The 25,460-nt window shown below is 72.8% G+C and carries 22 protein-coding genes, 1 tRNA gene and 1 other RNA gene; 8 read left to right on the top strand and 16 right to left on the bottom strand.

Going from position 1 to position 25,460, the window contains the following annotated elements:
• Window positions 1-298 precede the first annotated feature (298 nt).
• From ASG70_RS06610 to ASG70_RS06595, 4 genes are all read right to left on the bottom strand, one after another.
• A complete protein-coding gene (locus ASG70_RS06610) occupies window positions 299-1,258 on the bottom strand; it encodes a M15 family metallopeptidase (RefSeq protein ID WP_056883033.1) in 960 nt (319 codons plus the stop codon).
• A 68-nt stretch (window positions 1,259-1,326) separates the two neighbouring features.
• Complete coding sequence (locus ASG70_RS06605) at window positions 1,327-2,187, bottom strand: LytR C-terminal domain-containing protein (RefSeq protein WP_056883032.1); 861 nt, start codon at window positions 2,185-2,187, stop codon at window positions 1,327-1,329.
• A 230-nt stretch (window positions 2,188-2,417) separates the two neighbouring features.
• On the bottom strand, window positions 2,418-3,509 hold the full coding sequence (locus ASG70_RS06600; RefSeq protein WP_056883031.1) for an aspartate-semialdehyde dehydrogenase: 1,092 nt from the start codon (window positions 3,507-3,509) through the stop codon (window positions 2,418-2,420).
• The gene (locus ASG70_RS06595; RefSeq protein WP_056883030.1) at window positions 3,506-4,786 is read right to left on the bottom strand and encodes an aspartate kinase; all 1,281 of its coding nucleotides are present in this window, start codon (window positions 4,784-4,786) and stop codon (window positions 3,506-3,508) included. Before ASG70_RS06595 ends, ASG70_RS06600 begins: the two co-directional genes overlap by 4 nt.
• A 373-nt stretch (window positions 4,787-5,159) precedes the next feature.
• On the opposite strand from ASG70_RS06595, the gene ASG70_RS06590 reads away from it, so the two are divergent.
• The 4 genes from ASG70_RS06590 to ASG70_RS06575 all read left to right on the top strand — a co-directional run bounded on the left by ASG70_RS06590 (window position 5,160) and on the right by ASG70_RS06575 (window position 10,318).
• A complete protein-coding gene (locus ASG70_RS06590; RefSeq protein ID WP_056883029.1) occupies window positions 5,160-6,473 on the top strand; it encodes an MFS transporter in 1,314 nt (437 codons plus the stop codon).
• An 84-nt stretch (window positions 6,474-6,557) separates the two neighbouring features.
• Complete coding sequence (locus ASG70_RS06585; protein ID WP_056883028.1) at window positions 6,558-8,168, top strand: radical SAM protein; 1,611 nt, start codon at window positions 6,558-6,560, stop codon at window positions 8,166-8,168.
• A 99-nt stretch (window positions 8,169-8,267) separates the two neighbouring features.
• Complete coding sequence (locus ASG70_RS06580) at window positions 8,268-9,182, top strand: ABC transporter ATP-binding protein (protein ID WP_056883027.1); 915 nt, start codon at window positions 8,268-8,270, stop codon at window positions 9,180-9,182.
• On the top strand, window positions 9,179-10,318 hold the full coding sequence (locus ASG70_RS06575) for an ABC transporter permease (protein ID WP_056883026.1): 1,140 nt from the start codon (window positions 9,179-9,181) through the stop codon (window positions 10,316-10,318). The genes ASG70_RS06580 and ASG70_RS06575 overlap by 4 nt, the downstream gene beginning before the upstream one ends.
• A 25-nt stretch (window positions 10,319-10,343) precedes the next feature.
• On the opposite strand, the gene ASG70_RS06570 is transcribed toward ASG70_RS06575, so the two are convergent.
• Genes ASG70_RS06570 through ASG70_RS06555 form a run of 4 tightly spaced genes read right to left on the bottom strand, consistent with a single transcriptional unit; the run spans window position 10,344 to window position 14,436 of the window.
• On the bottom strand, window positions 10,344-10,895 hold the full coding sequence (locus ASG70_RS06570) for a DUF5063 domain-containing protein (RefSeq protein WP_056883025.1): 552 nt from the start codon (window positions 10,893-10,895) through the stop codon (window positions 10,344-10,346).
• The gene (recR, locus tag ASG70_RS06565; RefSeq protein ID WP_056883024.1) at window positions 10,888-11,487 is read right to left on the bottom strand and encodes a recombination mediator RecR; all 600 of its coding nucleotides are present in this window, start codon (window positions 11,485-11,487) and stop codon (window positions 10,888-10,890) included. The genes ASG70_RS06570 and recR overlap by 8 nt, the downstream gene beginning before the upstream one ends.
• Window positions 11,488-11,513: 26 nt before the next feature.
• Window positions 11,514-12,068, bottom strand: a complete 555-nt coding sequence (locus ASG70_RS19625) for an SRPBCC family protein (protein ID WP_056883023.1) — start codon at window positions 12,066-12,068, stop codon at window positions 11,514-11,516.
• Window positions 12,069-12,072: 4 nt separating this feature from the next.
• Window positions 12,073-14,436 (bottom strand): DNA polymerase III subunit gamma and tau, encoded by a 2,364-nt coding sequence (locus tag ASG70_RS06555; RefSeq protein WP_056883022.1) that lies wholly within the window; start codon window positions 14,434-14,436, stop codon window positions 12,073-12,075.
• 173 nt (window positions 14,437-14,609) lie between these two features.
• Here ASG70_RS06555 and ASG70_RS06550 point away from each other — a divergent pair, with 173 nt between their 5' ends.
• Together ASG70_RS06550 and ASG70_RS06545 are read left to right on the top strand one after the other, a co-directional pair.
• Complete coding sequence (locus tag ASG70_RS06550) at window positions 14,610-15,308, top strand: ABC transporter ATP-binding protein (RefSeq protein ID WP_082590209.1); 699 nt, start codon at window positions 14,610-14,612, stop codon at window positions 15,306-15,308.
• Window positions 15,305-16,711, top strand: a complete 1,407-nt coding sequence (locus ASG70_RS06545; RefSeq protein WP_056883021.1) for a hypothetical protein — start codon at window positions 15,305-15,307, stop codon at window positions 16,709-16,711. The genes ASG70_RS06550 and ASG70_RS06545 overlap by 4 nt, the downstream gene beginning before the upstream one ends.
• Window positions 16,712-16,760: 49 nt before the next feature.
• Here ASG70_RS06545 and ffs read toward each other — a convergent pair.
• Window positions 16,761-16,859, bottom strand: an RNA gene (gene ffs / locus ASG70_RS18800) — signal recognition particle sRNA small type.
• Window positions 16,860-16,957: 98 nt separating this feature from the next.
• Here ffs and ASG70_RS06540 point away from each other — a divergent pair.
• A complete protein-coding gene (locus tag ASG70_RS06540) occupies window positions 16,958-17,419 on the top strand; it encodes a DUF3817 domain-containing protein (protein ID WP_056883020.1) in 462 nt (153 codons plus the stop codon).
• A 41-nt stretch (window positions 17,420-17,460) separates the two neighbouring features.
• Window positions 17,461-17,548, top strand: a tRNA-Ser gene (locus tag ASG70_RS06535).
• A gap of 201 nt (window positions 17,549-17,749) precedes the next feature.
• Here the strand turns inward: ASG70_RS06535 and ASG70_RS06530 are convergent.
• Genes ASG70_RS06530 through ASG70_RS06500 form a run of 7 tightly spaced genes read right to left on the bottom strand, consistent with a single transcriptional unit; the run spans window position 17,750 to window position 25,454 of the window.
• Window positions 17,750-18,706: a BadF/BadG/BcrA/BcrD ATPase family protein gene (locus ASG70_RS06530; protein ID WP_056883019.1), complete on the bottom strand. Its 957-nt coding sequence runs from the start codon at window positions 18,704-18,706 to the stop codon at window positions 17,750-17,752.
• Window positions 18,707-18,719: 13 nt separating this feature from the next.
• On the bottom strand, window positions 18,720-19,622 hold the full coding sequence (locus ASG70_RS06525) for a carbohydrate ABC transporter permease (protein WP_056883018.1): 903 nt from the start codon (window positions 19,620-19,622) through the stop codon (window positions 18,720-18,722).
• Window positions 19,619-20,518 carry a carbohydrate ABC transporter permease gene (locus tag ASG70_RS06520; RefSeq protein ID WP_056883017.1) on the bottom strand — a complete coding sequence of 300 codons (900 nt, stop codon included), beginning with the start codon at window positions 20,516-20,518 and terminating at the stop codon, window positions 19,619-19,621. The genes ASG70_RS06525 and ASG70_RS06520 overlap by 4 nt, the downstream gene beginning before the upstream one ends.
• The gene (locus tag ASG70_RS06515; protein WP_056883016.1) at window positions 20,515-21,807 is read right to left on the bottom strand and encodes an ABC transporter substrate-binding protein; all 1,293 of its coding nucleotides are present in this window, start codon (window positions 21,805-21,807) and stop codon (window positions 20,515-20,517) included. The genes ASG70_RS06520 and ASG70_RS06515 overlap by 4 nt, the downstream gene beginning before the upstream one ends.
• Window positions 21,804-22,757 (bottom strand): N-acetylmuramic acid 6-phosphate etherase, encoded by a 954-nt coding sequence (locus tag ASG70_RS06510; RefSeq protein ID WP_056883015.1) that lies wholly within the window; start codon window positions 22,755-22,757, stop codon window positions 21,804-21,806. The genes ASG70_RS06515 and ASG70_RS06510 overlap by 4 nt, the downstream gene beginning before the upstream one ends.
• Window positions 22,758-22,806: 49 nt before the next feature.
• Window positions 22,807-23,700, bottom strand: a complete 894-nt coding sequence (locus tag ASG70_RS20250; protein ID WP_056883014.1) for a MurR/RpiR family transcriptional regulator — start codon at window positions 23,698-23,700, stop codon at window positions 22,807-22,809.
• Window positions 23,701-23,729: 29 nt separating this feature from the next.
• A complete protein-coding gene (locus tag ASG70_RS06500; protein ID WP_056883013.1) occupies window positions 23,730-25,454 on the bottom strand; it encodes a serine hydrolase in 1,725 nt (574 codons plus the stop codon).
• Between the last annotated feature and the right edge of the window lie 6 nt (window positions 25,455-25,460).

Raw genomic sequence — 25,460 nt, 5'->3', positions numbered from 1 at the left:
GACGGCTTGGGTGCGGGCCTGCTGGATGGCTGCGCGCTCGGCCTCGTCGTCGTCGGGCGGTGCGACGGCTTGGGCCTGGGCTTCGGCTCGGGTTTGGGTTTGGGTTTGGGTGCGGGTTTCGCCCGGGTCGTCGTGGGGGTGGTCGGCGACGTCGGTGCCGGCGCGACGGTAGTCGTGCTCGAGGTGGCGCTGGGAGCAGAGGTCGTCGGCGCGGCGGCCTGTCGTTCGCCCCCACAGCCTGCGGCGCCGAGGACCGCGAGCGCGACGGTGGCCGAGACGAGCACCGGACGGATGCGGCTCATCGGTCGAAGTGCTGCAGGTCGGGGTTGCTCCACAGGCCGCCCCAGTGCAGGCCCTGGGAGGTGAACGCGCGGACGGCTGCGCTGCCGCTGGAGGAGAACACCCCGGCGGCGGGTCCGCGCCGGGTCAGCCAGTAGCGGTCGGGGTACACGGTGCCGTCGTCGGCGACATACGGGTTCTCGAAGTCGTTGACGTCGATGGCCGTGCCGTAGGCGTGCTTGCTGTAGACCTTGCTCGCCTCCTGGCCACCGACGTAGCGGCAGTTGAAGGCCGAGGTGTTGTCGGCCTCCATCGCGGCGTAGTCGTCGGCACCGGGCCCCTTGGGGTTGTGGCCCCAGCGCGAGTCCATCGGCTTCATCTGGCGGATCCGGAAGCGCTCCCCGTAGAGGCTCGTGAAGGCTGCCGCGGCCTCGTCGGCGATGGAGGCGTTGACCACCAGGGACCCGCGGGAGCGCTTGCCGTCGAACCCCCAGAAGTTCACGCGCACCCACCTCAGCTGCGTACGCCCCACCGGGCAGCCCGGGGTCCACGAGTACCCGGCCATCCGCGACCACTCCGAGTCGGGAACCGGCCCGACGGTGGCGTTGGCCCCGGAACCGACCGCCGGCTCGTTGGCGGGGAAGCGGGTGGTGGGCTCGGCACCGGCGCGCGGCACGGGCGCGAGGGAGGTCACCGGCTTCGGTGGCTGAGCGGCCGCCCGGGTGGGCAACGGCGACGCGGTACGGCGCGTGGTCCTGGTCGATGCGGTGGCCGCCTTGGTGGCCTTGGTGACCTTCGTCGGGGCCTTCGTGGCGGTCGTGGTCCTACCAGGAGGGGTCGTGGGGAATGGCGGTGTCGTGGTGTTCGTCATCGCCCCGGTGACGTCCGCCGCGGGGGACGCGGGGTCGCCTCCGCACCCGGCGACCAGGGCGAGGGGCAGCACCAGGAGGGGCACGGCATACCGGTGTGGGAGGCGCATCGGGCCACCACTGTGCCCGGTTCGTCCCCTCCGGACAACCACGGTCCGCCGCCGGGCGACGGCTCAGCTCAGCTGTCGGAGCAGGGGCGGGCGACCGTGGGCGTCGGCAGCTTGGGTCGCGCGGGCAGCGGCGGCACGTCGGCCGCGGGGGTGAGGCCGGTGTAGGCGTTGCCGATGACCAGGTCGAGGCCGGCGCCCCGGCGGTCGTCCTTGACGAGCTGCGCGCCGGGGACGTGCTGCTTGAGCAGGGCCGCGGCGAGGTCGCCGTCCTCGCCGTAGCGGATCACGGCGGTGCCGAGCTGCATGGTGCGCAGGGGGTCGTTGGAGACGTCCTTGACCTTGAAGCCGCGGGCCGCGACCTCGTCGGCGACGGTCTTGGCCAGACCGGTCTTGTAGGTCGTGTTGTAGACGTTGACCGCCACCTCGGACGGGATCGGCTTGAGCCGTGCGGGCAGCGGCACGAGGTCCTTGTAGCCCAGGCCGACGACGACGTCGACGGTGGTGCCGGTGCGGGTGTCCTCGAAGAGCTTGGCGCCGGGGATCTGGGTCGCCGTGAGCAGCGCCTGGTCGAGCCCCTGCGGCCCGTGGTGGATCACGGCCGGCGGGGTCACGTACCAGGAGTCCGGGGCGTTGCTGATGCCGCCGACGGTGAACTTGCGCTTGCCGAGGCCGGCCGCGACCTGGGCCGCGGTGCCGCTGACCCCGGTGGCGTTCATGACGTTGACCGTGAAGGACCCACGGGCCGGCGCCGGCACGATGGTGGGCTGGCAGGCCGCCTTGGGCGGGGCCGGCGTCATCCACCCGCTGGAGTAGGCAGCGGTGATGCTCGCGGTGCCGAGCAGCACCCCCGGGACGGTGACGAACAGCATGATCTGGCGCAGCCGGTGCCGCCGCCAGACGCGGGTCGGAGTGCGGTCCTCGTCGTCCATGTCTTCTGCCCCCTGGCTCATCAACGGTGGAGCCCCAATCGTCACATCAGTCACACGAGTCACATGTCAAGCGACACGCCCGCCGGCGCGTTCGTCACCGAGCCGTGACGAAGCATCCGACGAACCGACCCCACGGCCGACCCCACGGACAGTGTCCGGCATGCGCACCGGGCCCAGGGTCGGTGCCCAGCCGGTGGGACCCCACCGCTCAGCGGGTGGGACCGGCCTGCTCAGGCGGCGACGGCGAGGTCTCGGGCGACGAGCTCGGCGACCTGCACCATGTTGAGCGCCCCGCCCTTGCGCAGGTTGTCGCCGCAGATGAAGAAGTCGAGCGTGTTGGGGAAGTCGAGCGCCTGGCGCAGCCGCCCCGCGAACCGGGGGTCCGAGCCCACGGTGTCGTTGGGCGTGGGGAACTCGGTCGTCTCCGGGTCGTCGAGCACGACGACGGCCGGCGCCTCGATGAGCGCCTGCCGGGCCTCGTCGACGTCGATCGGCCGGGCGAACGTCGCGTGCACCGCCACCGAGTGCGTCGAGACGACCGGGACGCGGACGCAGGTCGCCGACACGCGCAGGTCAGGGAGGCCGAGCACCTTGCGGGTCTCGTTGCGGATCTTGAGCTCCTCGGTGGTCCAGCCATCCTCGGCCGCGGTCCCGATCCAGGGCAGCACGTTGAGGGCCAGCGGAGCCGGGAAGGGCGACTCGGTGCCGAGCTCGAACTCGATGAGGCGGCGCACGTCGCCGGGCTGCTGGCCCAGCTCGCGGTGGCCGGCCACCACCTCGAGCTCGTCGTGCAGGCGCGCCATACCGGCGCGTCCTGCACCAGAGGCCGCCTGGTAGGTGGCGACGACGAGCTCGGTGAGCTCCCACCCGGTGTGCAGCACGCCGAGCGCGTCGATCATCGTGAGCGTCGTGGCACCAGGGTTGGCGATGATGCCCTTGGGGCGGTTGCGGACCTGGAGCGGGTTGACCTCCGGCACCACCAGCGGGATGTCGGGGTCGCCGCGCAGCGCCGAGCTGTTGTCGATGACGACCGCGCCACGGGCCGCCGCGACCGGGGCCCAGTGGGCGGCGACCGGTGCGGGCAGGTCCACGAGGGCGATGTCGACCCCGTCGAAGAACTCCGGCGTGAGGTGCTGGACGACGACGTCGCGACCGCAGACGGTCAGCTCGGTGCCGGCGTCCTCGGGCGCGGCGGCAGCCCGGATCTCCCCCCAGATGTCGGCCCGCATCGCAAGCACCTGCTGGGTGACCGAGCCCACCGCGCCCGTCGCACCCACCAGGGCCAGGGTCGGCCTGGGGGCCCTCGAGGCGAGTGAGCTCACCGGCCGCTGCCCCCGTAGACGACGGCTTCCCCGTCGGCGGAGTCGAGCCCGAACGCCGTGTGGACCGCACGGACGGCGTCGTCGAGCACCTCCGCACGGGTGACGACGGAGATGCGGATCTCGGAGGTGGAGATCATCTCGATGTTGACGCCGGTGTCGGCCAGCGCCTTGAAGAAGGTGGCCGAGACGCCCGGGTGGGACCGCATGCCGGCACCCACGAGCGACAGCTTGCCGATCTGGTCGTCGTACTGGATCGAGCTGAACCCCACCGAGTCCTGCACCTTGCGCAGGGCCTGCACGCCGGTCTGCCCGTCGGTCTTGGGGCAGGTGAACGAGATGTCGGTCAGGCCGGTCTCGGTCGCCGACACGTTCTGGACGATCATGTCGATGTTGATCTCGGCGTCGGCGCAGGTCTGGAAGATCTCGGCGGCCTTGCCGGGGTGGTCGGGGACGCCGACGACCGTGATCTTCGCTTCGCTCCGGTCGTGGGCGACACCGGCGATGATGGGGGCTTCCACGGTCTCTCCTGCGGTGGTGGTGGTGGGGGTGTCCGTGACGATGGTGCCCTCCTTCGCGGAGAAGGAGCTGCGGACGTGGATCGGGATGCCGAAGCGGCGGGCGTACTCGACGCTGCGCAGGTGCAGCACCTTGGAGCCGGAGGCGGCGAGCTCGAGCATCTCCTCGTTGGAGATGCGGGCGATCTTGCGGGCCGCGGGGACGATGCGCGGGTCGGCGGTGAACACGCCGTCGACGTCGGTGTAGATCTCGCACACGTCGGCGCCGAGGGCGGCGGCCAGCGCGACGGCGGTGGTGTCGGTGCCACCACGGCCCAGCGTGGTGATCTCCTTGGTGTCCTGGCTGACGCCCTGGAACCCGGCGACGATGACGATGTGGCCCTTGTCGAGGGCGTCGGTCACCCGGCCCGGCGTCACGTCGATGATGCGCGCCTTGCCGTGCGAGGAGTCGGTGATGACGCCTGCCTGGCTGCCGGTGAAGGAGCGCACGGTGTAGCCGAGGTCGGCGATGGCCATGGCGACCAGCGCCATCGAGATGCGCTCACCCGCGGTGAGCAGCATGTCCATCTCGCGCGGCGGGGGCTGGGGGCTGACCTCGTTGGCGAGGTCGAGCAGCTCGTCGGTGCTGTCACCCATGGCCGACACGGCCACGCAGACGTCGTTGCCGGCCTTCTTCGCCTCGGCGATCCGGCGGGCGACCCTCTTGATGCTGGCGGCGTCAGCCAGCGATGAGCCGCCGTACTTCTGGACGACGATCGGCACGGTGGGACTCCTGGGGACCAGACGACGGTGCAGGGGGCGCACGTGGGGTCCACGTCCGCGCGGAGCGGCCAGTCTAACGACCGTCCTCATGGTGGGACGCGGCCGCCGCATACCGGACGCCGGACCCCACGGGCGTCGGGCCGCGCGGGCGGCAGCCACGCGGACGCCGTACCCAGCCGGGGTGGGCCGCGGTCCACGGATTCACCTGCTCGTTCGAGCGGCACGAGGCCCCCGTGCCGTTTACAGTGCAACCTGCTGCACCGTAGGCGGAATGTGGCTCCTCCGGCTTCGCGTCGAGGCGCCGCGGGTCAAGCAGGGGCCCCGCCGATGCCATCGCGCACGCAGCGGGTTGGACATGTCAGGGGTTGTGACCATGGGTGCCAGGAGCCGAGGCCGTGGCGCGCTCTGGCGCATCCGCGACCTGCGCGTCATCCTCCCGGCCCGGGTCCTGTCCTACACCGGCGACACCCTCACGCTGTTCGCGCTGACCCTCCGGGTGCACGACGAGGGGGGCGGCGCCAGCGGTATGGCACTGCTCCTCGCCGCCTTCGCCCTGCCGATGGCGCTCACCGTGGGGATCGCCGGGCACGTCGCCGACCGCTGCGACTCCCGGCGGGTCCTGGTCACCGCCTCGCTCGTGCAGGCCGCCGCCCTGGCCGGCCTCGTGCTGACCGGCACCGGACCGCAGATGTACCTCTTCGTCATCGCCCTGCAGCTCGGCCAGTCCTTCGCCAACCCGACCTGGGCCGCGCTGCTGCCGCGAGCCGTCGGCGAGCACAACCTGGGCCGGGCCACGGCCGTCCAGCAGGGGGCGCTCGCCGTCACCGGCGTGGTCGGTGCCGCGGTGGCCGGCGTGAGCGCCGGTCACTTCGGTCACGACGCACCCCTGTGGATCGCCCTCGGCGCCTTCGTGGCCCTCGCCGCCGCCGCAGCCGCCGTGCGGACCCGGCGGCGCGGTGACCGGCACGCCGCCCCGCTCACCCTCGCCGCCCAGGTCTGGTCGGCGGCGGGCTTCCGGGTGCTGCACGCCGACCCCGTCAGCTGGACCCTGCTGTCGTCGATGGTGCCCTTCGTGCTGGCCCTGGAGACGGCCAACGTGCTCGAGGTCTTCCTCGTCCGGGACAGCCTCGACGCGTCGACGACCGTCTTCGGCCTGGTCCAGGCCGCGAGCGCCGCCGGCACCGTGGCCGGCGCCGCCTGGGCCTCCCAGATGCGCACCGAGCGCTCACGCGTGCGCCTGGCGATCGGCGGCGTGGCGGGGGCCGGCGCGTCCATGCTCGTGGCGGGCGCCGCTCCCGACGAGCTGGTGCTCGCCCTCTCCTTCGCGGGGATCGGGGTGTTCGTGATGGCCTCGACGGTGTGCCTCTGGCCGGTGCTGCTCACGCGCACCGTCGAGGCCGACCGGGGCAAGGTCAGTGCCGCGGCGAACGGCGCCAGCCGCCTCGCGTCGATGGTCGCCCTCGGCCTGGGCGCGCTCGCCGGTGGCTACCTCGGCCCCCGGTGGTCGTTCGCGCTCGCCGGGCTCACCGCCCTCGCGGTGGCCGCGCGCAGCTGGCACCACCTCGACGTCGTGCTGCTGGCCGGTGCGGCGACGCCCACCGACGCCCGCACCGACATCCCCCGCGACGCCGGCGCCGAAGCCCGGCCGGACCGGCCTGCGGAGTGGTCGGACCGCCGTACGGAGTGAACGTGCGACGATCCGGGCGCACCACCCGGGCGCCCGCCCGACACCACCGCTGACCGAACCCGACAGGGAGGACGAGCCCGAGCCATGCGCAGCCAGACGCCGGCCCCGGTGATGCGGGCCGACCTCGGCGGGATGCGGGTCGCCCTGGTGCACGCCAACCCCTGGCAGACCTGGCGGCCGGTGCCCCCGTACGGCCTGTACCGGCTCCGCACCGCCCTCGAGGACTCCGGCGCGGTCGTGACGATCGTGGACCCGTACCTCGAACGGCCCGAGGACGAGGCCGAGGGGCACCTCACCACCCGCCTGCGCGAGCTGGCCCCCGACCTCGTCGGCTTCTCGCTGCGCGTCGTCGACACCCTGGTCCCGGTGGAGACCACGGACGGCGCCGACACCTCCAGCGACAGCACCCCGCTCCTGCGCCAGATCCGGGGCCTCGTGGACGCCGCGAGGCGCGGCGCCCCGGACGCCACCTTCGTCGTGGGCGGCGCGGCGTTCCCGACGGCACCGCAGATGCTCCTCGACGCGCTCGGCGTCGACCTCGGCATCCTCGGCAACGGCGAGGCCGCGGTCGTCGACCTCGCGCACCGGATCCGGACGTCGGCACCCCTGTCGGGGGTCGACGGCCTGGTCCACCGGGGCTGCACGCTGCCGGTGCGCCCCGCAACCGCCGCCCTGGCGACGACCACGCGGCGCGACCCGTTGTTCGCCCCGGTCTTCTCGGCCCCGGTCCGCACCCGCACCGGCTGCGGGATGTTCTGCTCCTACTGCACCTCGTCCAACACCTCCGGCGTCAACGCCAACTACTCCCTCGACCTCGTCCTCGACGAGATCGGCGAGGTCGTCGACCGGTCCCGGGAGATCGGGGTCGTCGGCGACATCCACTTCGCCGACGAGGAGCTCAACCTGCCCACCGAGGACCACGCCGTCGCGGTGCTGCAGGGCATCGTCGACCGCGGCTACGCACCCGACCTGCGGTGGTCCGGATACCTCAACCCGCGCCCGTTCTCCGACCGGTTGGCCGAGCTCGTCAAGGCCACCAACGGCTTCCCGGAGATCACGGTCGACTCGGCGGTCGACAGCGTCCTGGTGGCCAACCGCCGACCGGTGCGACGGCGCCACCTCGACCAGCTCGTCGACGTCCTGGTGCGGCACGAGGTCACCTCCGTGCTCAACATCATGTTCGGCATGCCCGGCGAGACCTGGGAGACCGCGCTGGAGACGGTCGCCTGGGCCCGCCAGGTGCCCGAGGCGGTGCAGGTGACGTGGGGCGTCGGGGTGCGGATCCTGCCCGGCCTGCCCGTGTCCAGGATCGCCGCGGTCGAGCCCCAGCACGTGTATGCCGGCGCGGGGCCGAGCTTCGAGGAGCCCAGCCTCTACTGCCCGCTCGGCCCGCCGCGGGCGGTGGGCCGCCGGCTCAACGAGCTGCTCGGCGGCCGTCCCAACGTCCACGGCATCCCCTCGGGCGAGAGCATCTGGAAGAGCACCGGCGTCATCGCGGTCGCCTACCGTCTGGTCGCGGCCGGCGTCGACGTCGACACCTGGGTGCGTGAGGTCGTCGACGTCGCGAGCACAGCGGGGCCGGTCTCGACCCGGCTCCTGAAGTCCGTCGACCTCATCGCGCGGTGGAACGACCGGCCGGACCTCGCGGAGGCGACCCCCCTGTCCCCCGCCCCCGCGCCGCCGGTCCACCGGTAGACGCCGGCCGGGCTGGGCCGGTCGGTGGGGCGGTCGCCGGTTCGGCACCACTTCGCCGAAAGCCGCGTCGGGGCCGCGCCCAGGCACTACCTTCCCCCCATGACCATCGAGGTACAGGGGGTCCGCCGCGCGTTCGGCGACGTCCTCGCGGTCGACAGCATCAGCCTCACCGCCAACCCCGGTGAGGTCACTGCGCTGATCGGTCCCAACGGCTCCGGCAAGACCACGCTGCTGCTCATGCTCGCGACCCTCCTGGTCCCGGACCAGGGTGCGATCCGCATCGACGGGCTCGACCCCGTCACGCAGCCCACCGAGGTGCGTGCGCGGATCGGGTGGATGCCCGACGGGTTCGGCACGTGGGACGCGCTCACGGTGAGGGAGGTGCTGCTCACCGTCGCTGCGGCGTACCGGATCGCGCCCGACCGGGCGCGCACCCGCACCGACGCGCTCCTGGCCACCGTGCACCTCGAGGACCTCGCCGACCGCCGGGCGCGCGTCCTGTCGCGCGGCCAGAAGCAGCGCCTCGGCCTGGCCCGGGCGCTCATCAACGACCCGAGCGTCCTCCTGCTCGACGAGCCGGCCTCCGGCCTCGACCCCCGCAGCCGTATCGAGCTGCGCGACGTCCTGCGCGGCCTCGCCGCCCAGGGCAAGACCGTCCTGGTGTCCAGCCACATCCTCACCGAGCTGCAGGAGGTGGCCGACCGCGCCGTCATCGTCGCGCGCGGCCGCAGCCTGGAGACCCAGCGCCTCGACGACGAGCACGCGCTGACGGCCACGGCGTCGTGGCGCATCGACTCCCTCGACCTCGAGGGCCTCACGGCCTGGCTGGCCGACCACCACGTGCCCGCGCGTCGCGTCGGCGGCGGGCTCACCGAGGTGGAGGTGGCCGGCGAGGAGAACGCCGCCCGGCTGCTCGCCGACCTCGTCCGCGACGGCATCCGCGTCACCGGCTACGCGCGCAGCCAGGGCGCCCTCGAGTCGGCCTACCTCGCAGCGACGGAGGACCGGCGATGAGCTGGCACGGGATCAGGACGGTCGCCGCCCTCGAGCTGCGCCAGCGGGTGCGCACCTCCAAGTGGCCGGTGGTCCTCGGCATCTGGGTCGCGGTGATCGCTCTCGTGGCGTTCCTCGCCTACTACGCCACCAACGACGAGCAGCTGCGCTCCGGCGAGGCGATGTACGACGTCGTCGTCTTCTTCGTCCTCGGCCTGGCCATGCTCATCGTGCCCTCGCTCACCGCGACCTCGGTCAACGGGGACCGCGAGCACGGGGTGCTCGCCACGCTGCAGACCACGCTGCTCACGCACTGGGACATCGTGCTCGGCAAGCTGGTGGCCGCCTGGGCGCTGTCGATGGCGTTCCTCGTCAGCGCGCTGCCGTTCATGGCCTGGGCCTTCTTCGAGGGCGGCGTCTCGTTCGGCCGGATCCTGCTGTCACTGCTGGTGCTCGTGCTCGTGCTCGCCGTCATCTGCACGGTCGGGTTGATGTTCTCGACCCTGACGGCCCGGCCCATCGCGTCGGCGGTGCTGACCTACCTGGCCATGGGTGCGCTCGTCTTCGGGACGACCATCGGCTTCGCCCTGTCGGCGTTCCTCGTCACCGACAAGGAGCAGCAGACGGTCTTCGGGATCCCCGACAACTGGTACGACACGCACCAGCCGCCGAACGTCGACCCCTCCGACCCGACGCTGACGCAGGAGCAGATCGACCAGCTCATGAAGGCCGGCCAGCCCACCCGGGCCGACTGCACGACCTTCACGCGGACCACCGACGTGGCCCACACCGAGCGGATCTGGTGGATGCTCCCGCTCAACCCGTTCGTCGTCGTCGCCGACGCGGCCCCGTCCAAGCCCCGCCCGCCGCAGCGGAACGAGGTGTCCACCTCCGCCGGCTTCACACCGATGCGCTGGATCAGCGGCGGGGCGAGGCTGGCGCGCAACGGCCCCGGCGGCGTCAGCGACGAGTGCTGGGTGGACGAGGCGAGCAGCTCCAGCAACCAGGACCCCATCGAGAAGGCGCTGGGCACCGCCCCGGTCTGGCCCTACGGGCTGGCCTTCCTGCTCCTCGCAGGCACCGGCGCCGCGACCGTGGCCGGGCGCCGGCTGCGCACCCCGGTCCGCCGGCTGCCGAACGGGACCCGGATCGCCTGAGGAGGCGCGGTCGAGCCACCCAGCGTCAGGGGTGCAGCGCGTCGAACTCCGCCTCGGAGATGGTCTCCGCGTCGGCGTCGAGGCGGATGTGGCTGAGCAGCGACTGGAGCACGCGCAGGGCTGAGGCGGCACGCTCGCCCCAGTCGGACAGGTAGCTGAACTGCCACCACCACAGGGCCTCGGACAGCCGCCCCTCGTCGAAGTGGCGCAGCCCGTGCGACAGCGCGCCGGCGACCACGGCGACGTCGTTGGACAGGGAACCGGTGGTCAGCTCGGGCGAGGTCACCGGGTCGACGACGTCGGCGTACTCGTCGAGGCCCTCGAACAGGTTGGCGAACCCGGTGCGCAGCGGGTCTAGCTCGGCCTCGGTGGTGTCGGCCTCGAAGCGCTCCGCGGGCACGATGTCCTGGATCGCTGCGAGCCGTGTGCCCATGACCAGGGCCTGCGAGAGCGCCAGCAGCGTCATGGGGATGGCCGCGTCGGGCGCCGACCCTGACGCCACCTCCGTCACGGTGGCCAGGTAGTGCCGCGCGTCGCCGGCGGACTCGTCGGCCAGCACCTTGAGGTCCTCAGACATCGAGCAACCGCCTTCCTTCGAACGCGCGGCCGAGGGTGACCTCGTCCGCGTACTCCAGGTCTCCACCCACCGGCAGGCCCGAGGCGAGCCGGGTGACCTTGAGCCCCATGGGCCGCAGGAACCGGGCGAGGTAGCTCGCCGTGGCCTCGCCCTCGAGGTTGGGGTCGGTGGCAATGATGACCTCGGTGACCTCGCCGGACGCGAGCCGGGTCATGAGCTCCTTGATGCGCAGGTCGTCGGGGCCGACGCCCTCGATGGGGCTGATCGCGCCGCCGAGCACGTGGTAGCGACCGCGGAACTCGCGCGTCCGCTCGATGGCGACGACGTCCTTCGGCTCCTCGACGACACAGATCGAGCTGGCGTCGCGGCGGGGGTCGGCGCAGATCTTGCACTGCTCACCCTCGGCGACGTTGCCGCACGTGGCGCAGAAGCGGACCTTGGCCTTGACCTCGGTCAGCGCGTCGACCAGCCGCTTCACGTCGACGGCGTCGGACTGCAGGAGGTGGAAGGCGATGCGCTGGGCGCTCTTGGGGCCGACCCCGGGCAGCCGCCCGAGCTCGTCGATCAGGTCCTGGACCACGCCTTCGTACACACGGGTGAGCCTATGCCCTGACGGTGTCAGCCACCGGCCGGTGGGGCCTCGGACACCGACCGGACGCGCTCGCGCAGCCCGGCCGCGAGGCCCATCACCGTCAGCTGGTCGACGAGGCCGCCGAACCGCGCGGCGAGCAGCGGGTGCCGCACCGGTGCCATGCGCAGCCGCAGGTGCAGGCGGGTGCCCCCGCCGTCCTCGGGCCGGAGGCGCAGGCACCAGGTCAGGCGGGTGTGTCCCCGGGTGGAGGTGTGGAGCAGGTGCTGCGACGGCTCGAGCGAGGCCACCGTGAACGTGGCGTCGCGGCCGCCCCAGTCGGGGATGACGTCACCCACCGCCAGGTGCCCGAGCCGGTCGTCGAGGTGCCGCAGGCCCCTGCGCGACGGCGGGACGACCCGCTCGAGGAAACCCGGCAGGTACCAGCCGGCCCTCCGCTTGCCGAGCTGCACCAGCCACGGCCAGACCGCATCCGGGGGTGCCGGCAGGCTGAACGCGCGGTCCATGACCACGTCCGCCGGGGCCACGAGCCCGTCACCGGGGAGGGCGGCGGCTCGTTCGGCGGCGGTCGGCCGGGTCAACACGGGCTCAGCCCTCGTCGATGACCCTGCCGCCGAGGATGCGCTCGATGACGGGGCGACCCACGTCGCCGACCGCCTCGATGTCCTCGTCGTCGTCGCTGGCCGCGCTGTCGTCGGCCACGTAGGTCTCCGGCTTGCGCTCGGGCTCCTCGGCGGCGACCTCGGCCTTGGCTCGGGCCAGCAGGGAGCCGGGCGGGGCGGGGGCCACGGCGACGGCCGGCGCTCCCTGGGAACCCGGTGCGCCGGGGCCGGGCTCGGTCGCCCACGAGGGGCCGCTTCCCGGCGCGGAGGCGGCGCCGGCCCAGCCTCCGTCTCCGGACTCGGGCGTGGGCGCCACCGCACCGGTGGCTGCGTAGGCGGCGGCTGCGCGTCCGCCTGCGTCACCGGAGGAGGATGCCCCGCCGCTGGAGTGCCCGCTGCTTGCCGGACCGGAGGCACCGGCCCCGGCCATGGGTCCGCCTCCCGCCTCGGGTCCCGAGGACGACGCTCCGGAACCCGGCTCGTGGAAGCCTTGGGAGGTCTCCTCGCGACCGACCACCGGGTGGGACTCGCCGCTGGGGGCCGACAGGCGGGCGTCGGGGACCGGGATGCCCTCGACACGGGCGTCGACGCCGAGCACGTCGATGAGTGCCTGGCGGACGAGGTCGGCGTGGGGGCCGTGCCGGAAGGTGTTGGCGATGCCGACGGTCGAGATGCCGAGGATGACCCGGCGACCGTCGAACTCGTGGACGGTCGCGTGCTCCGACAGCAGCGTCCAGGTCGTGCGCTTGTGCTTGAAGATCCAGGCCAGGATGTCCGGCCACGCGCGACGGATGGCAGCAGTGTCGAGGCCACCGGCCTGCGGCCGACCGGCCTCCTGCGGCTCAGGCTTGGCCGGCGTCTGCTGGACCGGTGCGTGCTGGACCGTTGCCTGCGGGACGCGCTCGGGCTCCACTGACGCGACCGGCCCGGGACGGGACTGCTGAACCGGCTCGGGTCGGGACTGCTGGGACTGCTCGGCCGCCGAGGTCGCCGCGGCCGGCTCCGGCACCGCGGCGGTCTCCGGCGCTGGGGACGACTTCGGCACGGCTGCGGGTTCCGGCGAGGACGACTCCGGCACCCGGACGCTCGAGGGCGCGGACAGCGGGGTGGCGGGTACGGGCTCCGGGGCGGCGGCGGACGCGACCGGCTGGACCGGCGCCTGAGCGCGGGCGGCCACGGTGGGCACGCCCTCGACGTCGAGGCGACGCTCGAGGCGGTCGAGGCGTGCGGCGTACCCGCTCTCGCCGGACGCACCCGGGAGCAGGACACGGGCGCAGATGAGCTCGAGCTGCAGGCGGGGCGCCGTGGCGCCGAACATCTCGGTGAGGCCGGCGTTGACGATGTCGGCGGCCCGCGACAGGGCGCCGTTGCCGAACGCCGCCGCCTGCTCGCGCATCCGCTCGAGCTGGTCCTCCGGCAGGCCGCGCAGGACCGAGGAGGCACCGTCGGGCACGGCCGCGACGACGATGAGGTCACGCAGCCGCTCGAGCAGGTCCTCGACGAACCGGCGGGGGTCGAGCCCGGTCTCGATGACCCGGTCGACCTGGTGGAACACCCCGGCGGCGTCACCCACGGCGAAGGCGTCGATGGTGGCGTCGAGCAGCTCGCCGTCGGTGAACCCGAGCAGGGCCGCGGCGCTCTCGTAGGTGAGGCCCTCGTCGGTGGACCCGGCGATGAGCTGGTCGAGCACGGACAGGGAGTCACGGACCGAGCCGCCGCCGGCGCGGGTGACGAACGACAGCACCCCCGGCGCCACGGCGACGCCCTCCTGCTCGCACAGCCGCTGCATGTAGTCGGACAGCTGGCCCGGCGGCACGAGGCGGAAGGGGTAGTGGTGCGTGCGGCTGCGGATGGTGCCGATGACCTTCTCGGGCTCGGTCGTCGCGAAGACGAACTTCACGTGCTCCGGCGGCTCCTCGACGATCTTGAGCAGGGCGTTGAAGCCCTGCGGGGTGACCATGTGGGCCTCGTCGATGATGTAGATCTTGAAGCGGCTCTGCGCCGGGCCGTAGGACGCGCGCTCGCGCAGGTCGCGGGCGTCGTCGACACCACCGTGGCTGGCGGCGTCGATCTCGATGACGTCGACCGAGCCGGAGCCGCCTCGGGCCAGCGCCACGCACGACTCGCACACGCCACACGGGTCGGGGGTCGGGCCATGCTCGCAGTTGAGGCAGCGCGCCAGGATGCGGGCGCTGGTGGTCTTGCCGCAGCCGCGGGGGCCGGAGAACAGGTAGGCGTGGTTGACGCGGCCGGTGCGCAGCGCCTGCATGAGCGGCTCGGTGACGTGCTCCTGCCCGATGACGTCGGCGAAGGACTCGGGCCGGTAGCGGCGGTACAGGGCGGTGCTCACGAGGGGAACCCTAGTCGCCGCGCCTGACACGAGGCACCCGCCGCCGAGGGCTCCGCAGGGGCCCGTGCCGGACTCGTCCCCGCGCCAACCCCGGGCTCCCTGAACCGTTCCTGAGGCTGCCGGCACGGCCGCCCGCGACCCGGTGACACACTGGCCGGTGACGAGGGAGGTCCATGTTCGGACGACGAGCTCAGGCCGGCGACGCGGTCACCGCCACGGGTGACGGCACCCCTGCCGCACCGGTCACCATCAAGGTGTCCAAGGCCGGCAAGGACATCGAGGGGGCGGTGCTGCTGGCGCCGGTCAGCCTCACCGTCCGCTCGGGCCGGTGCGTCGTGCTGCGCGGCGCCAACGGCAGCGGCAAGACGACCCTGCTCAAGGTCCTCGCCGGCGCCCTCGAGCCCTCCACCGGCACCGCCACCCTCGACGACGGACCCCTCGACGAACGCGACGCGGCGACCCGCGCGCGGGTCGCGGCGCTGGTCGGCTCGCCCACGGCATACCGCGACCTCACGCTCATCGACCACCTCGTGCTCATCGACTCGACGTGGGGCGGGGCGATCGACACCGCCGACGAGCGGGCCGACGCGATGCTGGCCACCCTCGAGATCGACCACCTCTCCGAGCGGTTCCCCCACGAGCTCTCCTCCGGGCAGCAGCAGCTCTTCCACCTCGCGATGGTGCTGTTCCGGCCGTCCCAGGTGCTGCTGCTCGACGAGCCCGAGCAGCGCCTCGACACCCACAAGCGCGAGCTGCTCACCGAGATCCTGCGCGCGCGCAAGGCCTCCGGCACGGCGCTCGTCGTCGCCTGCCACGACCCGGTGATGACCTCGGCGCTGGCCGACAAGGTCCTCGACATCACCGGCGCATGAGCGCGACCACCACCCCGGCCAGCGCGCCCACCACCGACCGCGAGCGCCTCGCGCAGGCGCGCGAGGTGATCCACGGCGGCGAGGCCGACCGGAGCGCGGGCAACGCGGTGTACGCCGCCTACGTCGCCGTCATCGCCTCCCTGGTCTACGGGGTCCCGGCCTCGCGCGCGTTCTTCATCTTCGTCGACCCGGCCTGGCTGTCGCGCCACCTCACGGGGGTGCAGGGGGTGCTGGTCATCGGCGCCGTCGTGCTCGCCCTGGTGCTGCTCGCGTTCCGCGTCGGGTCGATCCGCGGACCGGTGGTGCCCGACCTGCCCTACCTCGACCACGTCGCGACGAGCGCGCTCGACCGCGCGGTGGTCCTGCGGCGCTGGTGGCGCCTCAGCTTCCTGGCCTGCCTGCTCGGCGGGCTGCTCACCGGCGCGGTGGTCGGCACCGGCATGGTCGTGGCCAAGGTCGCCTCGCCGCTCGCGCTGCTGCCCTCCACGCTGGGCGGAATCCTGCTCGGCCTCGCCGTCGCCGGCGCGTGGCTGTGGGGCCAGGTGCGCTCGTGGCCGACCGGCATGCGGGGGCCCTCGACGGTCCTGCGCGAACGGCGGTCGCTGCGCGCCCTGCACCACGTCGGCCTGCGCACCCAGTCGGCCCGGGCGGTCACCGTCGGTGGCGCCGTCCTCGCCGGCGACCTGCGCGCCGCACGACTCGACGTCGCGGCGCCCAACACCCGCTTGCGCCACACCCGCCTTCGCGCCCACGGGCCGGTCGGCGTCGTCGCCGCGCGCGACGCCCTGGGCCTGCGCCGCTCCCCCGGGGCGGTCGTGGCCGGCCTGGTCCTCACCGTCGGAGGCTCCTGGGCGCTGGCCCACTCCACGACCCCGGGCGTACCCAGCATCGTCGCCTTCGTGGGCATCCTCGCCGCCTACCTCGGGTATGGCGCGTGGTCGGAGGGTGTGCGCCTGCAGGGCGACAACGCCGGGACGCCGGCGCTCATCGGGCTGCCGTTCCGCGACGAGGCCAGGGCCCACCTGCTCGTGCCGTCGGCCCTGTACGCCGTCGTGGCCCTCCTCACCGGGGCGGTCACCACGATCACGTCCCCGTCGGCAGGGACCACCGCGATCTGGTGGCCGCTGGCCGTGACCGGGCTCGTCGCCGCGGCGCACCTCATGGCGGCGTTCCGCGGGCTGCCGCCGGTGTCGCTGTTCTCGGGTGGCTCGGCCGTCATCTCGGTCGTGTTCTGGTACTCACGGCCGCTGCTGCTCGCCGTCGTCGGTGTCGTCGCGGCGACCGCGGCCCTGGGGCGTTCGGGGGTCGGCCACGGGCTCGTGGTGCTGGTGCTCTTCACCGCCGGCACCGCGATCTTCGGGATGCGCCGCGTACGCCGCCTCGACGAGGCCCACCGCGCCTGACCTCCGCGCGGGCTCAGGGCGTGAGCCAACCCCGGCCTGAAGCCCCGCAGACACAGGGACACCCCGCGTACCTGGAAGAGCTCTCCTACCCTTGCTGCATTCCTGCCCTGGGGGAGTTCGGAGAGGTACCACCACGCGGGGTGCCGGTCGCCAGTGTAGACGGGGCCGTGCCGTGGCAGCCAATCCCCTCTTGAGACAATGGGCCGACATCCCCCGCACGTCGTCCGCACCGACCCCGGAGCCCCCATGTCACCGCTCGTCCTCTTCCGCCGCCTCGCCGTCGCCGAGGCCACGACCTGGGCCCTGCTGTTGCTCGGGATGGTGCTCAAGTACGCCACCCGCACCACCGAGCTGGGCGTGCAGGTGTTCGGCATGCTGCACGGCATCGTGTTCATCGCCTACTGCCTCGGCACGCTGTTCGTCGCCGTGAACCAGCGCTGGTCGGCGGGCGTGACGCTGCTCGGGCTCGCCAGCGCCGTACCGCCGTTCATGACCGTGTGGTTCGACTGGCGGGCCGAGCGCCGCCACCTGCTCGAGGGCGGCTGGCGGCTCTCCGTCGGGGGCGAGACCCCGCGTTCGCTGCCCGAGAGGGTGCAGGCGCGCATGCTCGCCCGACCCCTCGCCGCGGCCGCCGTGGCGCTCCTCGCGGTGGCTGCGCTGACCACTCTCGCGCTGCTCGTGGGACCCCCGGCAGGCTCCCCCAGCTGACGATTTCAGGACGGGGCCCCCGCCCGTGTAGCCTCGCCCGCGGAGGATTCGCATAGTGGCCTAGTGCGCACGCTTGGAAAGCGTGTTGAGTGAAAGCTCTCAGGGGTTCGAATCCCCTATCCTCCGCCACACGAGATGGCCCCCAAGCTTGCGCGGGGGCCTTTCTCATGTGCGGAGGTAGGTGGTGACGGGAGCCTGAGCGGGCGGCGAGGAACGAGCCGGCCGCGAAGGCGGGTCCCCTGTCCTCCGCCACACGAGATGGCCCCCAAGCTTGCGCGGGGGCCTTTCTCCTTGCCCTTCTTGCTCGCCCCACGGGCCGTTCGTGGGGTGTCAGCCGATGAGCAGGTATGACGCGTGCGTGGGGAGGCCGCCCGTCTCCACGAGGTGGGCACCCAGCAGCCGGGCGCCGTCGAGCGCGCTGCCCTCGGCCGCGGTGAGCGCCCGCCCGTCGCGAGCGAGCCGCTGCTCCAACGCTTCCCGCACGGGTGTGGCACCGAGCACCCCTCCGGTCGCGGCCAGTACGGGGTCGGGCAGGCCCGCCGCCGCGGCGAGCAGCGCGTCGCCCAGTCCCTCTCCCCCTCGGGTGCACAGGTCGGCGCAGACCGGGTCGGTGGCTGCCGCGTCCGCGACGGCGGGGGCGAATTCTGCCAGCCGCTCGGGGGCGTCGGGCGCGTTCATCACCTGCCGCGGCCACGTCGCCGGCTCACCGAACGCCGCCGTACTCGACCGCAGCAGCGCCCGCGAACCCGAAGGCAGTCCGTCGTGTGCGCGCAGGGCCGCCCGCAGTCCCTCGAGGCCGAGCCAGGCAGCCGAACCCACGTCGCCGAGCACGTGGCCCCAGCCGTCGACCCGACGCCAGGTCTCGGCGAAGTCCGTGCCGAACGCGACCGCCCCGGTCCCGGCCGCAACCACGGCTCCGGGGCGCAGGCCGCCGAGGGCGCCCACGAGGTTGGCGACGGCGTCGCTGACGACGACGGTGCGCGCGGCTCTGAGGGTCGACCGCACCGTACGCAGCACCTCGTCTCGGTCGGCGAGGAAGAGCAGCCCACGCATCGACCACACCACGACGTCGGGGGCTCTGTCCTCCAGCTCTTGCGCGAGCAGACCCCGGGCCGCGAGCGCCAGGGTCGGCACGTCGATCCCGCCGGGCTGGATACGCACCCCGGGGGCAGTGCGCACCGGGCCGGTCTGCCCACCGCGCAGCACCTGCACCCGCAGGCCGGAGCCGCCGATGTCGACCGCGGCGACACAGGCGTCGACGGCCGCGACCCAGGCCCCGTTGCTCACGCGGGCGATGGGATCACTTGGACATGCCGGCGGTCAATCCCGCGACGATCTGCTTCGTGGCGACCAGGAACAGCACGATGAGCGGGATGGTGGTGATGACCAGGCCCGCGAACACGGCCGAGTAGTTGGTCGCGTTCTCGCCGAAGAACGTCGTCAGGCCGACGGGCAACGTGTACTTCTCCTCGCGCCGCAGCAGGACGAGCGGGAAGAGGAAGTCGTTCCAGATCGGCACGAACCTGAAGACGGCCACGGTCGCCAGCGCAGGACGCACCAGCGGCACCATGATCCGCCAGAACGTCTGCCACGGCGACGCGCCGTCGAGCGCCGCGGCCTCCTCGAGCTCCCCGGGCAGCTGCCGGAAGAACGTCGTGAGGACGAAGATCGAGAACGGCACCCCGGACGCGCCGTACATGAGAGCCAGGCCGAACCGGGAGTCGATCAGGCCGAGGCCGTCGAACAGGTAGAAGATCGGCAGGATCGCCAGGTGGATGGGCAGCATCAGGCCCGACAGGAACAGCGACTCCAGCGCGCGGAACGCCCTCGAGTGCACCCGCGCCAGCGCGTAGGCAGCCATCGTCGAGACGACCGTGGAGAGGGCGACGGCTCCGACGGTGACGAGCAGGGAGTTGCCGAAGTAGGTGGCGAAGCTGCCGGTCGTCCACGCCTCGCGGTAGCTCTGGGTCGACACCGGCGACGGCAGCCCGAGCGGGTCGGTGATGAGGTCGGCGTTGGTGCGGAACGAGCTGACGACCATGAGCAGCAGCGGGACCAGCGCGATGGCCGCGTACCCCCACAGCACGATGCTCGCCGCGACGCCGCCGACGGGCTTCTGACCGGTACGGCGCCGTGGCCCCTTCGGCTGCGCGAGGACCGGGGCGTCAGGGGCCGCCGTGGCTGCCGGCGCGACGACGCTCATGCGGTGATCCTCCGCTCGTGGCGTCGCAGCACCGACGTGGCCGCCACGGCCCCGCCGAAGATGACGATGAACAGCAGGGTCGCCAGTGCCGACGAGCTGCCGATCGCGTCGACCGAGCCGGAGTCGAAGGCGGTGCGGTAGAACAGCAGCGACACGAAGTCCGTTGACCCAGCGGGGTTTCCGGTCGAACCACCGAACGCGTAGGGCAGGGCGAACGCCTCCATCGCGAAGATGAAGGTCAGCACCGAGACCGTGCCGATCGCGGGGACCAGCAGCGGCAGCGTCACCTTCTGGAAGGCCTGCCGGTTGCTGGCGCCGTCGACGCGGGCGGCCTCGGTCAGCTCATCGGGCACCCCACCGAGCGCGGCGCCGTACAGCAGGACCGGGAAGCCGATCCACTGCCACACGCTCACGAGCACCACGACCCACAGGGCCGTCTTCGGGTCACCCAGCCACGGCAGCGCCCACGAGTCGAGGCCGACCTTGGTGAGCAGCTGGTTGACCGGGCCGAAGGTCGGCGACAGCAGCAGCGTCCACAGGTAGCCGATGACGATCGGGCTCACGAGGTAGGGCATCGCGTAGAGCGTCTGCAGCAGCCGCCGGGTGCGGGCCCGGCGGTGCAGCAGGAACGCCACCCCGAGGCCGATGGTGTTCTGGAACGCCATCGTCCCGACGAAGAACAGGATGTTGTGCAGCAGCGCGCGGGGCAGGTCGGTGGTGAACGGCGCGCGGGTGAACAGGGTGTGGAAGTTGTCCAGGCCCGCGAACGCGCCCCGTGCCGTGCCCCGCCACTCGAAGAACGCGTACGAGAACGCCGTGCCCATGGGGTAGAGCACGAAGATCCCGAAGAGCAGCAGGGCCGGCAGGACGAACAGCAGTCCGGTGCGACGGGTCACGAGGCCGGCTTGAACCAGGTCTTGACGCCGGTGTCGAGGTCCTTGCTCACCGCCGAGGCGTCCTTGCTGCCGAGGAGCAGCTGCTGGATCCCCTTGCCGAGCAGGTCGGTGCCCGAGGGAGCGCCGTAGCGGAAGTCGGTGAGCAGCAGGTAGGGCGAGCCCGCCTTCTGGTAGTTGTCACTCATCGACTTGAGCAGCGGGTCCTTGTACTCGACGCCGGGGACCGCGGAGATCTGCTTGACGTCGTCGGCGACCATCTGGCCGAACTCCTTGGTGGACATCCACTTCACGAGGTCCATGGCCTGCGCCTGGTGCGTCGACTTCTTGGAGACGGCGAAGTTGCCGTCGGCCCAGCCGGCTGTGGTGGCCTCGGAGCCGCTCGGCGAGCCGGGCGGCGGCGGGACCTGCATGACGCCGATCTTCATCTGCGGGTTGGCCTTCTGCAGCACCGCGAGGTCGTAGGAGCCGCCGGGCAGCATGGCCGCCTTGCCGGCGGTGAACAGCGTCTGGGCGTCGGTCACGGCCACGCCGGTGACGTTCTTGGGCATGAACTTCTCGAGGTCCTTCACGACCTTGACCGAGGCGACCCAGTCGGGGTCGGTGAAGTCCTTGCTGCCGCTGGCGACCTGGTCCTGGAACGCCTTGCCGCCGAACCGCGGTGCCGCCAGGACCTCGTGCACGATCGGCAGGGTCCAGTCGTCCTTGGCCCCGACCGCGATCGGCGTCATGCCGGCCGAGGCGAGCTTGGTGTTCGCGGCCATGAACTCGTCCCACGTCGTGGGTGCCTTGAGGCCGTTCTTGGCGAACGCGTCCTCGTTGTAGAACATCACGGTCGTCTGGCGGGCGAGCGGCACCGAGTAGATCTTGCCGTCCTCCTTGCCCTTGGCGCTGGCGACGACGTTGTCGTCCCAGCCGGCCAGGTCGACCTTGCCGTCGAGCGGGACGAGCGCGTCGGACGCGACAGTGGTCTGCAGCTGCCCGTAGGAGCGGACCTGCGGCACGTCGGGGCCGTCCGACCCGGCGAGGCCGGTCGCGAGGATCTTGTTGTATTCGGTGGCCTTGAACGCCTTGAAGTCCACCGTGACGCCCGGGTGGGCCTTCTCGTACGCGTCGAAGATCTTGGTGTAGGCGGCCTCGTCCTCGACTCGCCACGACCAGACCGTCAGGGTCGTGCCCTTGTCACCGCTGCCGGAGTCCGAGCCTCCGCCGGAAGGAGCACAGGCGGCGAGGGCGGCGGTGGCGCCGAGGACGGCCACGAGGGCGGTGGACCTGCGCGCTGGACGAGTCATGAACGGTCTCCTGTCAGGGACTGCGGTGGGGTGGTCGGGGTTGTCGTGGGAGCGAGGGCGGCCAGGGCCTGGGCGACCGAGCCGTCGTGCTGGACGATCGCGGCCCGGGCGGTGGCCGCGTCGGTGCCGGCGAGCAGCGACAGCAGGGCTGGCTTGAGCTCGCCGTCGGCCTGCTCGAGCGCCAGCCGGGCGTCGCCCTCGCTCGCGCCGCTGGCCTCCTGCAGGATCCGCAGCACGCGGCCGCGGAGCTTGGCGTTGGTGGCGACGACGTCGACCATGAGGTTGGACCAGGTCCGGCCGAGGCGGATCATCACCGCCGTCGAGAACGAGTTGAGGATGAGCTTCTGCGCCGTCCCCGCCTTGAGGCGGGTCGAGCCGGTGAGGACCTCGGGCCCGGTCTGTGCGGCCAGCAGGTGGTCGACGTGCCGGGCAAGGGCGGCCTCGGGGTTGGAGGTCACGAGCGCGGTGACGGCGCCGAGCTCGCGGGCCCTGGCCAGCGCCCCGCCGACGAACGGCGTACGGCCCGAGGCCGTGAGCCCGATCGCCAGGTCGCCGGCGCGCAGGCTCTCTGCCTCGCGGCGCCCGGCCTCGACGTCGTCCTCGACGTTCTCGACGGCGCGCAGGAGGGCACCGAGGCCGCCAGCGTGGTGGGCGACGAACAGGCCTTCGGGGGCGTTGAAGGTCGGCAGCAGCTCGGCGGCGTCGAGGACGGCCAGCCGCCCCGACGTGCCGGCGCCGAAGTAGTGCACGGTCCCGCCGGCCCGGATCGAGGCCACGGCGCGGTCGACGAGCACCGCCAGCTCTGGCAGCACCCCCGCGACCGCCGGGGCCACCTTGGCGTCGTCGTCGTTGAGGAGCCGCAGGATGTCCAGGGTCGACCGCGTGTCGATCGCGGTGGTCCCGGGATGGCGTTCCTCGGTGGGCGCGCTGACGCTCACGTGGCTGGTCACGCGGCCGAGGTTACTTTCCTACGCCGTATGCGTCAATGGTGTGAATCAGTCACGTCTGCGGGTCGACGTGACGGCTCGCGACAGCTTGGCGCGTCTCCTTGACCGCCTTGCGCGCCCGGGGCAGGTTCCGTTGTGCCACAGCGATGTACAGGCAGTCGACGACCGTCAGGGCCGCGATGCGGCTGGCCGTCGCGCCCGACCGCAGGCTGGTCTCCCTGGCCGCCGTGGTCAGCACCAGGTCGGCCTCCCCCGCGAGCGGCGAGACCGGGAAGTTGGTCACGGCGACCGTCGTGGCCCCCCTGCCCCGCGCTGCGTCGAGGGCGGCGATGGTCTCGCTCGTCGTGCCGGAGTGCGAGATGCCGATCGCGACGTCACCGGCCGACAGCAGCGTGGCGCTGGTGAGGGCGATGTGCGGGTCGTTCCACACGAAGGCCACCACACCGATGCGGTGCAGCTTCTGCTGGAGGTCGGTGCCGACGATCGCGCTGGCGCCGATGCCGTAGATGTCGACCCGCTTGGCCGCGGCCACCGCAGCGGCGGTGGCCGCGAGGGCCTGCCGGTCGAGCTGCTGGGCGGTCTCCTCGACCGCGCTCGCGTCGACCCAGGCGACCTTGGCGATGATGTCGTCGATCGAGTCCTTGGCGCTGATGTCGGTGTCGGCCGCGGCGGCGGACCGCGGGTGGGCGCTCTCCTCGGCCAGGCCCAGGCGCAGCTGGGGGTACCCGGGCAGCCCCAGCCGGCGGCAGAACCGCAGCACCGTCGTCTCCGAGGTCCGCGCCGTCGCCGCGAGCTCGCTGATGGTCAGGGCCGCGGCCGCGCGCGGGTCGGCGAGCACCTGCTCGGCCACCCGGTCCTCGGCGGGCGACAGCGACGGGCGGATCCCCCGCAGCCGCAGCAGGAGGGGCACGGGCGGCGCGGTGGCGTCGGAGGCGCGGGTGGACATGCGCTTACCGTACGGCGTGGCCGCCCGCCTCAGCGTGACTGCAGGCTCCAGCCGTCGGCGGTGAAGGCGTCCGGGTGGGACTCACCGTCGAGCAGCGCCCCGCCGGGCCCCGCGACCCTGACGTCGTCGACGTACACGCCACGCCCGAGGTAGGAGCCGTCGGTGGTGTAGCGCCAGCGCAGCGACTGCGTGCCCGGCGGGAGGTCGGCCCGCGCCTGGGCCCAGCGACGGTCGCCGCTGCCCGAGACGACCCCGTCACTGGCGGTCGTCTCGCCGCGGTCACGCACCGTGAACGGCACCTTCGCCCAGGTCGCACCACCGTCGGTCGACCGCTCCAGCACCAGCAGGTCGGTCTCCTCCGTGTCGAGGAAGAGGTCGAACCCCAGGTGCGCACCCGCAGCGGGCACCGGCAGCGGCGCGGTGGCGAGGGTCGACGTGGAGCCGTCGCGAGCACCGGAGAACCACGCGGTGTCACCGTGCTTCGGCCGCACGCGCATCGCTTGGGCCAGGCCGCCGGCCCACTCGCGCCGGGCCAGGTTGTTGCTGCCCCAGCTGCGCGAGGGGTGCACGCGGTTGGTGAGCAGGATCGCGAACGAGCGCGACGCGAAGTCGATGACGATCGACGTGCCCGTGTACCCGGTGTGGCCGGCGGTGCGCGGCCCGGAGAGGGCGTCCATGTACCACCGCTGGTCCAGCTCGAAGCCCAGGCCGTGGGCGTCGCCAGGGAAGTCGCCGTTGAAGTCGGTGATGAGCTGGGTGACGCTGGCACGGCTGAGGATCCGGTGACCGCGGTAGGTGCCGCCGTTGAGCAGCGCCTGGATGAGCACCGCGAGGTCGTCGGCGGTGGAGAAGACCCCGGCGTGGCCGGCGACTCCGCCGAGCGACCAGGCGTTCTCGTCGTGGACCTCGCCCCAGACCATGCCGCGGGCCGGTGCGGTCTGGTACTCCGTGGCGGCGGTGCGCGTCCGGTCGGTCGGGTTGTAGCCGGTGTCCTTCATCCCGAGCGGACCGGTGATGCGCTCCGCGACGACCTGGTCGAGGGACTTGCCGCGCAGCCTCTCCACGACGACACCGAGGGTGATCATGTTGAGGTCGCTGTAGAGGTAGGTCGACCCGGGCCGGTTGGTCAGCGGCTGGTCCATGACCGCCTTGATGCGTGACGCCTTGTCCGGGTACTTGCTCCACAGCGGCAGCCACGAGGTGAACCCGGAGGTGTGCGTGAGCAGCTGCCCGATGGTGACGGCTTCCTTGCCCGCGGCGGCGAACTCCGGCAGGTAGGTCGCCACGGGTGCGTCGAGGGCGACCTTGCCCTCCTCGATGAGCTGCACGACGGCGAGCGAGGTGAACAGCTTGGACACCGAGGCCAGGTCGAAGACCGTGTCGTCCCGCATCGGCACCCACTGGTCGCGCGGCAGCTTGGTCGTCGCGTCCGCGTACTTCAGGGCGTAGCCGCTGGCGTCACGCTCGACGACCTTGCCGTCGTGGCCCATGAGCCCAACCGCTCCTGCGTACATGGGGTGTCCGCCAGCGGGAGCCGTCTCGTGCCCCCGGATCTGCTCGACCGCGGTCGCGATCGGCGCCGGGTCGAGGCCCACGGACGCCGGTGAGGCGTCGGCGAGCACCGTGCTGGGCGGGGCGAAGCCGTGGAACGGCTTGCTGAAGTCCTCAGCCACGGCGGGCGTGGGCACGAGGGCACCGGTGGCCACGAGGGCGCACGCGGCGACGGTCGCGGACAGGGCTGGGCGCAGGCGCATGGAGGG

It is taken from the genome of Phycicoccus sp. Soil748, assembly GCF_001428025.1.
Taxonomy (GTDB): Bacteria; Actinomycetota; Actinomycetes; order Actinomycetales; family Dermatophilaceae; genus Pedococcus.
Note: the sequence above shows the minus strand (reverse complement) of the source record. Positions and strands in the feature narration are given on the sequence as shown.

What these genes read in the sequence shown, in the direction of transcription:
- ASG70_RS06585 (WP_056883028.1), top strand. Translation starts at nt 6,558, where the DNA reads ATGCGCAGCCAGACGCCGGCCCCGGTGATGCGGGCCGACCTCGGCGGG.
- ASG70_RS06590 (WP_056883029.1), top strand. Translation starts at nt 5,160, where the DNA reads ATGGGTGCCAGGAGCCGAGGCCGTGGCGCGCTCTGGCGCATCCGCGAC.
- ASG70_RS06570 (WP_056883025.1), bottom strand. Translation starts at nt 10,895, where the DNA reads ATGTCTGAGGACCTCAAGGTGCTGGCCGACGAGTCCGCCGGCGACGCG.
- ASG70_RS06515 (WP_056883016.1), bottom strand. Translation starts at nt 21,807, where the DNA reads ATGACTCGTCCAGCGCGCAGGTCCACCGCCCTCGTGGCCGTCCTCGGC.
- ASG70_RS06550 (WP_082590209.1), top strand. Translation starts at nt 14,610, where the DNA reads ATGTTCGGACGACGAGCTCAGGCCGGCGACGCGGTCACCGCCACGGGT.
- ASG70_RS06500 (WP_056883013.1), bottom strand. Translation starts at nt 25,454, where the DNA reads ATGCGCCTGCGCCCAGCCCTGTCCGCGACCGTCGCCGCGTGCGCCCTC.
- ASG70_RS06605 (WP_056883032.1), bottom strand. Translation starts at nt 2,187, where the DNA reads ATGGACGACGAGGACCGCACTCCGACCCGCGTCTGGCGGCGGCACCGG.
- ASG70_RS06580 (WP_056883027.1), top strand. Translation starts at nt 8,268, where the DNA reads ATGACCATCGAGGTACAGGGGGTCCGCCGCGCGTTCGGCGACGTCCTC.
- ASG70_RS06575 (WP_056883026.1), top strand. Translation starts at nt 9,179, where the DNA reads ATGAGCTGGCACGGGATCAGGACGGTCGCCGCCCTCGAGCTGCGCCAG.
- ASG70_RS06545 (WP_056883021.1), top strand. Translation starts at nt 15,305, where the DNA reads ATGAGCGCGACCACCACCCCGGCCAGCGCGCCCACCACCGACCGCGAG.
- ASG70_RS06525 (WP_056883018.1), bottom strand. Translation starts at nt 19,622, where the DNA reads ATGAGCGTCGTCGCGCCGGCAGCCACGGCGGCCCCTGACGCCCCGGTC.
- ASG70_RS06540 (WP_056883020.1), top strand. Translation starts at nt 16,958, where the DNA reads ATGTCACCGCTCGTCCTCTTCCGCCGCCTCGCCGTCGCCGAGGCCACG.
- ASG70_RS20250 (WP_056883014.1), bottom strand. Translation starts at nt 23,700, where the DNA reads ATGTCCACCCGCGCCTCCGACGCCACCGCGCCGCCCGTGCCCCTCCTG.
- ASG70_RS06610 (WP_056883033.1), bottom strand. Translation starts at nt 1,258, where the DNA reads ATGCGCCTCCCACACCGGTATGCCGTGCCCCTCCTGGTGCTGCCCCTC.